14 protein-coding genes are annotated in these 12471 nt (G+C 72.3%); 9 read left to right on the forward strand and 5 right to left on the reverse strand.

Annotated elements, in window-relative coordinates; translation table 11 throughout:
• Positions 1-53: 53 nt before the first annotated feature.
• A complete protein-coding gene (locus ACLJWH_RS29335) occupies positions 54-1655 on the reverse strand; it encodes an ABC-F family ATP-binding cassette domain-containing protein (protein ID WP_411144801.1) in 1602 nt (533 codons plus the stop codon).
• Positions 1656-2352: 697 nt separating this feature from the next.
• Here ACLJWH_RS29335 and ACLJWH_RS29340 point away from each other — a divergent pair.
• From ACLJWH_RS29340 to ACLJWH_RS29370, 7 genes are all read left to right on the forward strand, one after another.
• A complete protein-coding gene (locus ACLJWH_RS29340) occupies positions 2353-2658 on the forward strand; it encodes a hypothetical protein (RefSeq protein WP_411144802.1) in 306 nt (101 codons plus the stop codon).
• Between the two features lie 259 nt (positions 2659-2917).
• Positions 2918-4075 (forward strand): acyl-CoA dehydrogenase family protein, encoded by a 1158-nt coding sequence (locus tag ACLJWH_RS29345; protein ID WP_411144803.1) that lies wholly within the window; start codon positions 2918-2920, stop codon positions 4073-4075.
• Positions 4072-5268 (forward strand): bifunctional MaoC family dehydratase N-terminal/OB-fold nucleic acid binding domain-containing protein, encoded by a 1197-nt coding sequence (locus ACLJWH_RS29350; protein ID WP_411144804.1) that lies wholly within the window; start codon positions 4072-4074, stop codon positions 5266-5268. Before ACLJWH_RS29345 ends, ACLJWH_RS29350 begins: the two co-directional genes overlap by 4 nt.
• 1 nt (position 5269) lies before the next feature.
• Entirely contained in the window at positions 5270-6511 is a 1242-nt protein-coding gene (locus ACLJWH_RS29355; RefSeq protein WP_411144805.1) for an acyl-CoA dehydrogenase family protein, read from the forward strand.
• Positions 6508-6945 (forward strand): MaoC family dehydratase, encoded by a 438-nt coding sequence (locus tag ACLJWH_RS29360; protein ID WP_411144806.1) that lies wholly within the window; start codon positions 6508-6510, stop codon positions 6943-6945. The genes ACLJWH_RS29355 and ACLJWH_RS29360 overlap by 4 nt, the downstream gene beginning before the upstream one ends.
• Positions 6942-8108, forward strand: coding sequence for a lipid-transfer protein (locus ACLJWH_RS29365; RefSeq protein ID WP_411144807.1), 1167 nt, complete (start codon positions 6942-6944; stop codon positions 8106-8108). The genes ACLJWH_RS29360 and ACLJWH_RS29365 overlap by 4 nt, the downstream gene beginning before the upstream one ends.
• Positions 8109-8314: 206 nt before the next feature.
• A complete protein-coding gene (locus ACLJWH_RS29370; protein WP_387802372.1) occupies positions 8315-8848 on the forward strand; it encodes a SigE family RNA polymerase sigma factor in 534 nt (177 codons plus the stop codon).
• A gap of 9 nt (positions 8849-8857) precedes the next feature.
• Here the strand turns inward: ACLJWH_RS29370 and ACLJWH_RS29375 are convergent, their stop codons facing one another.
• Positions 8858-9118, reverse strand: a complete 261-nt coding sequence (locus ACLJWH_RS29375; protein ID WP_411144808.1) for a DUF397 domain-containing protein — start codon at positions 9116-9118, stop codon at positions 8858-8860.
• Positions 9115-9999, reverse strand: a complete 885-nt coding sequence (locus tag ACLJWH_RS29380) for a helix-turn-helix domain-containing protein (protein WP_411144809.1) — start codon at positions 9997-9999, stop codon at positions 9115-9117. The genes ACLJWH_RS29375 and ACLJWH_RS29380 overlap by 4 nt, the downstream gene beginning before the upstream one ends.
• A 169-nt stretch (positions 10000-10168) precedes the next feature.
• On the opposite strand from ACLJWH_RS29380, the gene ACLJWH_RS29385 reads away from it, so the two are divergent.
• Entirely contained in the window at positions 10169-10651 is a 483-nt protein-coding gene (locus ACLJWH_RS29385; protein ID WP_411144810.1) for an ATP-binding protein, read from the forward strand.
• A 45-nt stretch (positions 10652-10696) separates the two neighbouring features.
• Here the strand turns inward: ACLJWH_RS29385 and ACLJWH_RS29390 are convergent, their stop codons facing one another.
• Both ACLJWH_RS29390 and ACLJWH_RS29395 read right to left on the reverse strand, forming a co-directional pair.
• Positions 10697-11026: a branched-chain amino acid transporter permease gene (locus ACLJWH_RS29390; protein ID WP_411144811.1), complete on the reverse strand. Its 330-nt coding sequence runs from the start codon at positions 11024-11026 to the stop codon at positions 10697-10699.
• Positions 11019-11816, reverse strand: coding sequence for an AzlC family ABC transporter permease (locus tag ACLJWH_RS29395; protein ID WP_411144812.1), 798 nt, complete (start codon positions 11814-11816; stop codon positions 11019-11021). The genes ACLJWH_RS29390 and ACLJWH_RS29395 overlap by 8 nt, the downstream gene beginning before the upstream one ends.
• A gap of 62 nt (positions 11817-11878) precedes the next feature.
• Between ACLJWH_RS29395 and ACLJWH_RS29400 the strand changes: the two genes are divergently transcribed.
• Positions 11879-12370: an Lrp/AsnC family transcriptional regulator gene (locus tag ACLJWH_RS29400; protein WP_411144813.1), complete on the forward strand. Its 492-nt coding sequence runs from the start codon at positions 11879-11881 to the stop codon at positions 12368-12370.
• Positions 12371-12471 lie beyond the last annotated feature (101 nt).

Raw genomic sequence — 12471 nt, forward strand, 5'->3', positions numbered from 1 at the left:
GGGGGGGGCGGCGGCAATCTAATGGCCGCCCGCCCCGCCCACCCGCCGCCTCCTCACGCCAGCGCGACCAGCTCCAGATGCTCCGGGCTCCACAGATCCTCCGTGCCGTCCGGCAGCAGCAGGACGCGGTCCGGACGGAGGGCCTCGATGGCGCCCGCGTCGTGGGTGACCATCACGATCGCGCCCGGGTAGCGGTCCACCGCCGACAGCACCTCGCCGCGGGAGGCCGGGTCGAGGTTGTTGGTCGGCTCGTCCAGCAGCAGCACGTTCGCCCCGGAGTGGACGAGTCCGGCCAGCGCCAGCCGGGTCTTCTCGCCGCCGGAGAGCACCCGGGCGGGTTTGTCGGCGTCATCGCCGGTGAACAGGAACGAGCCCAGCACCTGCCGCGCCTCGCCGTCGCTCAGCTGCGGCGCGGCGGCGGCCAGGTTCTGCCGGACGGTGCGGGCGGGGTCGAGGGTGTCGTGTTCCTGGGCGAAGTAGCCGAGCCGCAGCCCGTGCCCCGGGACGACGCGGCCCGTGTCGGGGGTTTCGTGCCCGGCGAGGATCCGCAGCAGGGTCGTCTTGCCCGCGCCGTTGAGGCCGAGTACGACCAGCCGGCTGCCCCGGTCGACCGCCAGGTCCACCCCGGTCAGCACCTGAAGGCTGCCGTACGCCTTGGCCAGGCTGACGGCGCCCAGCGGGGTCCGGCCGCAGGGCGCGGGCTCCGGCAGCCGGATCCGGGCGACCTTCTCACTGCGCCGGGCCGGTTGCAGACCGGCGAGCAGCCGGTCGGCGCGGCGGACCATGTTCTTGGCGGCGACGGCGGTCGCCACATGGGACCGCATCTTGTCCGCCTGGGTGCGCAGCGCCGCCGCCTTGCGTTCGGCGTTGGCGCGTTCGCGGATGCGGCGCCGCTCGTCGGCCGCGCGCTGGGCGAGATACGCGCTCCAGGTGGTGTTGTGCACATCGATCGTGGTGCGCTGCGGGTCCAGGTGGAAGACCCGGTTGACGATGCCGGCCAGGAGGCCGGTGTCGTGGCTGATGATCACCAGGCCGCCCCGGTAGCTCGCCAGGAAGGTGCGCAGCCAGGTGATGGAGTCGAGGTCCAGGTGGTTGGTGGGCTCGTCGAGCAGCAGCGTGTCGTGGTCGGCGACGAGGATGCGGGCCAGTTCGACGCGGCGCCGCTGGCCGCCGGAGAGGGTGCCCACCGGCTGGTCCATGACGCGCGGCGGCAGCCCCACGCCCGCGGCGACCCGGGCCGCCTCGGCCTCGGCCGCGTAACCGCCGCCCGCCTGGAAGGCGGCCTCCGCACGGGCGTACGCGGCCATCGCCTTCTCCTGGTCGGCCGGGCGCTCGGCCGCGGCCATCGCGCTCTCGGCGGCCCGGAGCGCCCGCACCGCCCGGTCCAGGCCGCGGGCGGACAGGATGCGGTCGGTGACGGTGACGTCCGGGTCGGCCGTACGGGAGTCCTGTGCCAGATGGCCGAGGGAGCCGGTACGGGTGATGGACCCGCCGGCCGGCGGGAGCTGGCCGGTCAGGGTGTGCATGAGGGTGGTCTTACCGGCACCGTTGCGGCCGACGAGGCCGATGCGGTCGCCGGGGGCGATGTGGAAGGAGAGGTCGGACAGCAGAAGCCGGGCGCCGACGCGTACGTCGACACCGCGCACGGTGATCATGGAAAAACACTCCGGAGAAGCTCACGGGCCGCGGCCGAGGACGCGATCGCCGGGACGCGATCACCAGCAGGTGATCTCCAGGAGGCGATCTCCGCGACGCACATTCAAGGCCGAGCCCAAGGACACCAGCTCAAGGACAGGAACCCGGGCGGCAGCGGCCACCGGGGCGGCAGCAGACACACGGGTGGCGTGAAAGCGGGTGTCCTGGCTAGGAAATCCGGGGTGTAGACATAGCGCGCAGGATAGCCGGGGGCGGGCGCGGGCCGCATCCGATTTCTTTTCGGCGGCCGCCGAGCGAAGGCGGCCAAGGCCGGAGCGGGCCGGGGGGACTGCGGCGGCCGAGGGGGCGCCCGGCGGTTCGCGGGGGAAATCCGTGGCGCGCCCGGCACCGGCGGGCGGCGGATCGTCGCAGGTACGAGGGGGTGTGCGCGGGGGCGTCGGGGCGCGGCGGGGGTTTACCCGGGATTTCTCATACTTACGGGGGAACGGACCCTTCTCCGCGGATTCGCCGGGGATTCGGTGGGCAATTCTGAATCCGCGACGCCGGGAAGGAAGTCGTGGAGGACGGCCAACTTCCCGGCGCGCAACCGGAGTTACGGCGGTCCCTGGTGGCTTCCAGCGGGTTCCGGCCGGCTCCGGCAGATGCAGCGTCGCAGTGTTGTCGCGTTGTTGTCCCCGTTCCGCAGGAGGAAGAAATATGGCAAGCATCCGTACCGCCCGCGTCCTCGCCGTCGCCGCCGCACTGCCCCTCGCGGCGGCCCTCTTCAGCGGTGTGGCGATGGCCGACAACGGCGGCCTCGCGACCGACGGATCGAGCGCGGCGGCCACCAGCCAGTCGGGCACCGGCGTCGGCGGGAGCAACCACGGCAACTCGACCTCCACCCAGCAGGTGGCCAACGGACCCGGGGCGTCGAATCAGAACAACACCGCGAGTGTGAACGGCGGCGGTCCCTCCTATATCGACCAGTCCAACGCCACCGTGTCCTTCAGCAGCCTCTGGTGATCCATGGCGCCGCCCGGGAGGGGCGGCGCCCGACCGGAGGTGAGCGAGGTGCGGCGCGGGGTGCTGGGCTGCGCTGGTGTTCCCCGCGCCGACCTTGACAGCGAGAGGGTTTCTGACGGACAGTCAGAAACCCTCTCGCTCGTTGTCGTGCCCGCCAGTTCGCGCCCTCCCGACCGGCCTGTACGCGAGTCCGGCCGGCAGGTGCGTCCGGCGGGCCGACCGGGTGCCCGCGCCGCCACCAGAAGGGGAGCCCGCCGCCGTGCACCTCGCCCCCACCGCGCGCCAGCAGCGGTTGCGTGCCGAACTCCGCTGCTACTTCCGGAAGCTGCTGCCCGACGGACCGGTCGAAGGGGCCGCCGCGCAGCGCGCGGTGCTCCGCCGGATCGGCGCCGACGGGCTGCTGGGCCTGGGCTGGCCGGTCGAGTATGGCGGCCGGGGGCGCGGGCCCGACGAGCAGTTCGTCTTCTTCGACGAGGCGTACCGCGCGGGCGCGCCGGTCTCCATGGTCACTCTGAACACCGTCGGCCCGACCCTGATGAAATACGGCACCCGGCGCCAGAAGGACTACTTCCTGCCGCGCATCCTCAGTGGCGCGATCGTCTTCGCCATCGGCTACACCGAACCCGGCGCCGGTACGGACCTCGCCGCGCTGCGCACCCGCGCGGTCAGGGACGGCGAGGACTGGCTGATCGACGGCGGCAAGAGCTTCACCAGCAACGCCCAGCACGCGGACTGGATCTGGCTCGCCTGCCGCACCGACCCCGGCGCCCCCAAACACCGCGGCATCTCGATCGTCCTCGTACCGACCGATGCGCCCGGGTTCTCCTGGACGCCGGTCGAGACGGTCGGCGGGCTGACGACCACCGCGACGTACTACGACGGCGTCCGCGTCCCGGCCGGGAATCTCGTCGGCGAGGAGAACGCCGGCTGGGGACTGATCACCCATCAGCTCAACCATGAGCGGGTCGCGCTGGCCGCCATCGGGATGCAGGCCGAGGACGCCTTCGACGCGGCGCTCCGGCACGCCCGTACGCGGGACCCCGGCACCGGACGGCGGCCCGCGGACCGGGCGTGGGTGCGGTCCCGGCTCGCCGAGGCGCACGCCCGGCTGGCCGCCACCCGGCTGCTGAACTGGCGGCTGGTCGGCGATGTCGGCGCGGGCACGCTCAGCCCCGGCGACGCCGCCGGGGTCAAGTTCGCCGGGACCGAGAGCACCGTCGAGGTCTACCGGATGTGCCAGGAGGTGGTGGGCGACGCCGCGTCGATCCGCGCCGGATCGCCGGGCGCCTTCGGGGACGGTGAGCTGGAGCGGATGAACCGTGCGGCGCAGATCAACACCTTCGGGGGCGGCGTGAGCGAGGTCCAGCGGGAGATCGTGGCGACGATGCGGCTGGGGATGCGGAGGGGACGCCGGTGAACAGGGAGGCCGAGGGGCGGGGCGGCTCGCCGGACCGCTCGCCGGACGATGCGCCGACCGGCGGGCCCGACGCCCCGTCGGGCGACGCGCGGTACGACCCGTCGGGCGACGCGCTGTACGCGGCGCTCAAGCGTTACGAGGGGCGGGCCGCGGCGACCGCCGGGACCGGCAAGGACGCCGTCAACGAGCCGATGATCAGGCACTGGTGCGAGGCGATGGGCGACGCCCACCCCGCCTACCGGGGCCCGGCCGCCGTCGCCCCGCCGACGATGCTCCAGGCGTGGACGATGGGCGGGCTGTCCGGCCGCACCGACCGCTCGGCGGCGTACGGCGAACTGTTCGGGCTGCTGGACGGCGCCGGGTTCCGCTCCGTCGTCGCCACCGACTGCGAGCAGGAGTATCTGCGTCCGCTGCGGCCCGGCGACCGGATCACCTTCGACGCGGTCATCGAGTCGGTGTCGGCGCGCAAGACGACGAAGCTGGGCACCGGGTACTTCGTGACGACGCGGACGGACGTACGGGCGGAGGGGGAATTGGCCGGGACGCACCGCTTCCGGATCCTCAAGTACGCACCCGCGGCCCGGACTTCACAGCCTGACGCCGGACCCCGGCCCGAGCCCGAGCCCGCCCCCAAGCCCGAGTCCACCCCCAGGTCCGAGCCAGCCCCCAGGTCCGAGCCCGACCCCAAGCCCGAGCCCGACCCCAAGCCCGAGCCCGCCCTCAAGTCCGAGCCCGCCCCCGGCACCGTCCCCAGACGGCCGCGCCCCGTCATCAACCGGGACAACGCCGGGTTCTGGGCCGGGGTCGCCGAGCACAAGCTGCTGATCCAGCGGTGCGGCGGGTGCGGGCGGCTGCGGTTCCCCTGGCTGCCGGGGTGCCAGGCATGCGGGTCGCCGGAGTGGGACACCGTCGAGGCGGGCGGCGCGGGGTCCGTCTACTCGTACGTGGTGATGCACCACCCGCCGTTCCCCGCCTTCGCCACGCCCGGACCGGTCGAGGACACCCCGGCCCCGCACTCCGCGCGCCCGTACGCGGTGGCGCTGGTCGAGCTGGCGGAAGGGGTGCGGATCCTCGGCAACGTGGTCGGGGTGCCGCACGACGAGGTGCGGATCGGGATGCCCGTACGGCTGGAGTTCCGGCGGGTGGACCCGGAGCTGGAGCTGCCTTTCTTCCGGGCCGGAGGTGCGGGCTGACATGGACTTCACGCCTACCGAGGAGCAGCGCGCCGCGCGTGGACTGGCGGCGGAGATCTTCGCCGACCTCTCCACCCCCGAGCGGCTGGGCGCGCTGGGCACGGCCACCGACACCGAGCTGTGGCGGGCGCTCTGCGCGGCCGGGCTGCCGGGCGCGGTCGAGGACATCGGGCTGCTGGGACTCGCCCTGCTGCTGGAGGAGCAGGGCCGGACGACCGCACAGGTACCGTTCGCCGCGACCTGCGTCTACGGTCTGCTCGCGATCGCCGCACACGGCACCGCCGAACAGCGGGACCGGCTGCTGCCGGGGCTGCGGGACGGGTCGGCGGTGGCGACCGGCGCGTTCTCGGGGGACGCCGGGCATACGGGGTACGGGGGAGCCGCGCTCCCGGTGGCGGTACGGGACGCGGCCGGTCCGGGCGCGCGGCTGACCGGCACCGTCCCCCTGGTCCCCTGGCTGGACGCGGCGACCCTGCTGCTGGTCCCGGACGACGGCCGCCGGCTGTGGCTCGTACGGGCCACCGGTCCGGGCGTCGGTATCGAACCGGTGGCGACCACCGCCCCCTGGTCGGCGGGCCGGCTGACGTTGCGGGATGCCCCGGCCGAACGGCTGGGAGAGCCGGGGGAGTCGCGGCAAGCGGGGCAGGACCCCGGGCCCGCGCCGTACGACGACGTCCTCGCCACCGCCCGCACCGCCTTCGCCGCCCTCCAGGCCGGGGTCTGCGCGGGTGCGCTGGCGCGCGCGGTCACCCACACCACCACCCGCGAACAGTTCGGCCGCCCGCTCTCCACCAACCAGGGCGTCCTGCTGCGCGCCGCCGACGCCCACCTGGACACCGAGGCGATCCGGGTCACCGCCTACGAGGCCGCCTGGCGCCGGGACGCGGGCCTGGACGCCGCCCCGCACGCGCTGACCGCCGCCTGGTGGGCGTCCGAGGCGGGCAAGCGGGTGGTGCACACCGGCCAGCATCTGCACGGCGGCATCGGCGCGGATACCGGCCACCCCGTCCACCGCCACTTCCTGTGGGGCCGCCAGCTGGACGCGTATCTCGGCTCCGGCGCCCAACTACTGGAGGAACTGGGGACGTTGCTCACGGAAGGGGAGGGCGTAGGCGAGGGCGAAGACGAAGGCGCGGGTCAGGGAAAAGGCGAAGGCGAGGGCATGGACCGCAGCGGCGACCAGAGGGGCCGCGGCGACCAGGGCGACGGCGGCCCGGCAACCGGCGAGAGGATCCCCGTATGACCGCGACCGGCGACGAACTCCCGCCGCTCACCGTCCCCATCACCCGCACCCTGATCGTCGCCGGGGCCCTCGCCTCACGCGACTACCAGGACGTGCACCACGACGCCGAGGCCGCCCGGGAGAAGGGCTCCCCGGACATCTTCATGAACATCCTGACCACCAATGGCCTCGTCGGCCGCTACCTCACCGACCACTTCGGCCCGCACACCGTCCTGCGCAAGCTCGCGATCCGCCTCGGCGCACCCAACTACCCGGGCGACACGATGGTGTTGCGCGGCACGGTCACCGCCGTCGAGGGCGCTACGGCCCAGGTCCGGATCACCGGCACGAACGGACTCGGCCACCACGTCACCGGCACCGCGACCGTCACCGTCACCGCCCCCGAGAGCACCCCCGACACCGCCCCCACCGACCAGGGAGCAGCGCCCCGATGAGCATCCACCGCGCGGACTCACTCGGCGGCCGGGCCGCCATCGTCGGTATCGGCGCCACCGAGTTCTCCAAGGACTCCGGCCGCAGTGAGCTGCGGCTCGCCGTCGAGGCGGTGCGGGCCGCCCTGGACGACGCCGGGCTCACCCCCGCCGACGTGGACGGCCTGGTCACCTTCACCATGGACACCAGCCCGGAGATCACCGTCGCGCAGGCGGCCGGTATCGGCGAGCTGTCCTTCTTCTCCCGCGTCCACTACGGCGGCGGCGCGGCCTGCGCCACCGTCCAGCAGGCGGCCCTGGCGGTCGCGTCCGGTATCGCCGAGGTGGTCGTCTGCTACCGCGCCTTCAACGAACGCTCCGGCCGCCGCTTCGGCTCCGGCGTCCAGCGGCGCGAGCCCTCCGCCGAGGGTGCGGCGCTCGGCTGGAACCTCCCCGCCGGGCTGCTCACCCCCGCCTCCTGGGTCGCCATGGCCGCACAGCGCTACCTCCACACGTACGGGCTGACGCCGGACGCCTTCGGGCACGTCGCCGTCACCGACCGCCGGCACGCCGCCCGCAACCCCGCCGCCTACTTCTACGGCCGGCCGATCACCCTCGCCGAGCACGCCGCCTCCCGCTGGATCGTCGAACCGCTGCGGCTGCTGGACTGCTGCCAGGAGACCGACGGCGGCCAGGCGATCGTCGTCACCTCGACCGAGCGGGCCCGCACGCTGCGCCACCCGCCCGCGGTGATCACGGCCGCGGCGCAGGGCGCGGGCCGCGCCCAGGAGCAGATGACCAGCTTCTACCGCGACGACCTGACCGGTCTGCCCGAGATGGGGGTGGTGGCCCGCCAGCTGTGGCGGACCGCCGGGCTGGCCCCCGCCGATATCGACGTCGCCATCCTCTACGACCACTTCACGCCGTTCGTCCTGATGCAGCTGGAGGAGTTCGGCTTCTGCGGCCCCGGCGAGGCCGCCGACTTCGTCGCGGCGGACGCGCTGCCGCTGAACACCCACGGCGGCCAGCTCGGCGAGGCGTATCTGCACGGGATGAACGGCATCGCCGAGGCCGTCCGCCAGCTGCGCGGCTCCTCCGTCAACCAGGTCCCGGACGCGGCCCGCGTCCTGGTCACCGCTGGCACCGGCGTCCCTACCTCGGGCCTGATCCTCGGCGCGGACGGCTGACCTCCGGCGCCGCCCGCCGCCCGCCTCGGCTCGCCCGCACCGCCTCCGGCGGGGACGCCTTCACACGGCGGCTCCTCCTAGGGGTAGGAGGCGGGCTGTCCGCCCTAAGGAGGTGGAGAGAGCACCACCTGTACAACTTCAGGGGGAGAAGTCTTCAGCACCTTGGGGCGATACATCCAGCCAGTCGGCGCTTCTAGCGTGGAGCCATGACCACGCCAGTGTGCACAAGCGCTTCGACCGCCGCTGTGTTCCCGTCGTTCTCGTCCTATGTACGGGCCCGGGGACCGGTGCTGCTGCGCGCCGCGCGGTCGCTCACCGCCAACCCGAACGACGCGGAAGATCTGCTCCAGACCGCCCTCACCAAGACCTATATGGCCTGGGAGCGGATAGAGGACCACCGGGCGCTGGACGGGTATGTGCGCCGCGCGCTCCTCAACACCCGCACCTCCCAGTGGCGCAAGCGCAAGGTGGACGAGTTCCCCTGCGACGAGATGCCGGAGCCGGACCCGACCCCGGCCCCGGACCCGGCGGAGCTCCAGGGCCTGCGGGACGCGATGTGGCGCGCCGTGATGCGGCTGCCCGCCCGCCAGCGGGCCATGGTCGTCCTCAGGTATTACGAGGACCTGAGCGAGGCCCAGACCGCCGAGGTGATGGAGGTCTCCATCGGTACGGTCAAGAGCGCGGTCTCCCGCGCCCTCGCCAAACTCCGGGAGGACCCGGAGCTGGCGATGGCGGCCTGACCCGCCCGGTCAGCCCTTACGGGCGAACGCGACGAAGTCCGCCCAGGCGGTCGGTGCGAAGCCGAGCTGCGCACCATGGATGTTCTTGGAGTCACGGACGCGGATGGTGTCGGAGGCGGAGGCCACCTCGACACAGTCGGGGCCGTCGGCGGTGCTGTAGCTGCTCTTGATCCAAGCCACTTCCACGCACTGGGGGCCGTCGTCAGTGCTGTAACTGCTCTTGGTCCACTCCAGCGTGGAAGCTTCTCCGATGGTGGGCTTGAGGGTCATGTCTCTCCCCGCAGTTTCTCGATGAAGGCCAGAGACTCCCGGGACCTGAGAGCCTGTGCCCGGATCATTCCATAGCGCATCTCTAGGACGTGGACTTCTTTGGGGTTGGCGATCAGACGGCTGGTGAGCTGGACTTCGTTGTGTCCGAGTGCCGTGCCGTCGTTGAGCTTCAGCACCTGGAACGAGCCGCCGACTCCCGAGTGCTCCTCTGTCTCCGTGGGCATCACCTGAATCTCCACGTGCCGCAACTTGCCCAATTCCAGCAGGCGTTCGAGCTGGCGTCGTAGCACCATCTTGCCCCCGATTGGACGCCGAAGCATCGCCTCCTCTTGCACGAAGGTCAGTAGCGGTGCGGGCCGCCGCTCGAAAATTTCCTGTCGTGCCATCCGGGCAGCCACTAGACGTTCGAGCTCGTCGTCCCCGTACGTGGGTTGCCGTCGGCCGAACAGCACGCGTGTGTACTCCTCGGTCTGCAAGAGACCATGGATAACGGTGTTGCTGTAGGCGCCCAGCTCGACCGCGTCCTCCTCCAGCCGCGCCAGGTCCCGGACCTTCTTCGGATAGCGGGCCTCCGCGACGTCCTTCTTCATCCCCTCGATCTTGCCGCGTGCGCCCAGGACTTCATCGGCCTTCTCCAGGTACTGCGGCTTCGGGGCGCGTCGGCCGCGTTCGACGGAGGAGACCATCTCGTCGCTGTACCCGATCGCCGCGCCGAACTCCGCCTGCCGGAGCCCGGCCGCCTCCCGCCACATCTTGAGCTGGCGGCCGATCGCCTTCAGCACTGCCGTGCCTTCGTCGTCCAGGCCGGGATCCCAGCCGGGGCCGTCCGCCCCATCGGTTGTGTAGTCCGTACGTTCCGTACCGTCGCTGTCCACGCTCATGCGTGCCCACCTTCGTCGTGGCGTACTTGTCGTGCTCGTACTCAACGAGTCGCGCCGCCGAACCGCACGGCGGACTGCCCGGACGGATCCGGACCACGTGCCGGACAGTTACTGTGCGCACGCGCGTCATTACTTTTCAGCGTAAGCACAACTGGCCACGCTGAGTGACGTGAACCAAGAAATCACGCGAACCCGAACTGAGCAGCGATCGCAGTCCCGGCCCCGGTCGGTGGCCGAGCCGCCCGCCCCGGTGCGGCAGTTCAGCGTTCAGCTCTCCGCCACCCGCCGGGGCGCCCGGCTCGGCCGGTTGCTGGTGACCGAGCAACTCCGGTCCTGGGGGCTGCCGTTCGAGACGGCGGCGCAGATCGTCGCCGAGCTGGCCGCGAACGCCGCGCTGCACGGCCGCGTACCGGGGCGGGACTTCCGGATCGTCGTCACGGTCACCGCTGCCGACGGGGGCGGGAACACGCTCCGTATCGAGGCCATCGACACCCGGGGCGACCGGCTGCCCGACGCCCGCCGCAGCCCGTCACCGGACGACGAGTCGGGGCGCGGTCTGCTGATGGTGGCGGCGCTGGCCGACCGGTGGGGGGTGACGACCGGGCCGCCGCCCCGTAAGACGGTGTGGGCGGAGCTGACGCCCACCTGGTGAGGGGGCCGGACTCCGGTGGCCCGCGGCGGCGCCGGGCGGCGGGGCTCAGGGGGCGAAGACCGTGCTGGCCAGGATCACATGGGTGGCCGTGCCGCCGAGGATGCTCAGCAGTGCGTTGCGGCGCCACAGGTGCAGGCCGATGGTGACGGCGAGGGCGGCGGCCGGGGCCAGGGCGCGCGCGTGGGGGAGGGGGAGGTCGCGCAGGCAGTAGACGACGAGGATCACCATGACGCCGGCGGGCATGCGGGTGCTGAGGTACTGGACGGTCCGGCTGGCGCGCAGGGGGGTGAGAGCGGCGAAGGGGAGGGCGCGCAGGCCCCAGGTGACGGCGGCGGCCACGAGGACGGCGGCGATGGCGTAGCGGGTGTCAGGCATGGGTCGGCTTCCTGCCGGTGGCGAGGTGGCGGGCCAGGAGGGCGACGGTGAACAGGGCGAAGGCGGCCAGGAGCAGTTGGCCCGGGAAGAGGAGCCGGGCGGCCAGGGCGCTGAGCAGGGCGAGTACGGGGGTGGGCAGGTCGCCGCGCAGGTCCCGGACGGCGTCGAGGGCGAGGACGGTGAACATGGCGGTGAGGGCGAAGTCCAGACCGGTGACGCCGTCCGGGATGAGGGAGCCGAGCAGGGCTCCGGCTATCGCGCTGCCCGCCCAGTACAGGTGCAGGAGGAACTGGAGCCACAGGATGTGCGGGCTGGACCAGGAGCGGGCCTGCTTCCCGGTGGTGAGCGCGTACGCCTCGTCGCACAGGGCGAAGGTGGCGTACGTCTTGCCGAGGCGGCCGGATATGCGGTGCAGGGGGAAGGAGAGCGCGTAGAAGACGTGCCGGACGTTCACCATGAACGCGGAGAGCGCGATGGCCGCCAGTGGGGCCGCGGCGGTGACCAGGCCGATGAGCAGGAACTCGAACGATCCGCCGAAGGCGATCGTCGCGGACAGCCCCGCCCACCACCAGTCCAGGCCCGACTGGGTCGCGAGCGCCCCGAAGGCGAGGCCGAGCGGGATGAATCCCAGGCCGGCGCCCGCGGAGTCCTTGAACGCGGCACGCGCCGCGGACGGAGTCGTGGAGGGAGTCGCGGACGGACTCGCGGCCGGAGTCGCGGACGGTCTCGCGGGTGGCGGGGTGGGCGCGGGCTCGGAGGGGCCCCCGGTAGCGGCAGGACTTGTGTGCATAGGGAAATTTTAGGAAGAATCCCGCCTCATATGGTTGCTACTTATCGCTCTACGATGGCTCTATGAGCAATGAAGTGAGCCTGGATGACGTCGATCGAGAAATTTTGTTTCATCTCGGTCAGGACGGGCGGCTGACCAACGTCGAGCTGGCCAAGCGGATCGGCCTGACCCCGCCGCCCTGCCTGCGGCGGGTCAAGCGGCTGGAGGAGGCCGGTGTCATCACCGGGTACCGGGCCGTCATCAGCCCGGAGGCCATGGGGCGCGGGCTGGAGGTCCTCGTCGACGTCGAGATCTATGCCCAGGACCGCAAGAGCTTCGAGGAGTTCGAGTCCATCGTGGCCTCCTATGACGAGGTCATCGAGTTCAGCCGCATGTACGGGCGCCCCGACTACTTCATCCGCGTCGCCGTGGCCGACCACGCCGCCTACGAAAACTTCCTCACCGGCAAACTCAGCTGCCTGCCCGCCGTGCTCCGCCTCGAATCCCATCTGACGATGAAGGAGATCAAGACACTCGGCGTGCCCACGACCGCACCGCGGAACCGCTCCAAGTGAGCTGAGCGGAGCCGCCCGGATGCCGCAGCTCCGGCCGGATGTCAGCTCCGCTCGGATGTCAGCTCCGATCGGATATCAGCTCTGCCCGGACGTCAGCTCTG

The organism is Streptomyces sp. x-80 (assembly GCF_046549095.1).
Classification (GTDB): domain Bacteria; phylum Actinomycetota; class Actinomycetes; order Streptomycetales; family Streptomycetaceae; genus Streptomyces; species Streptomyces celluloflavus.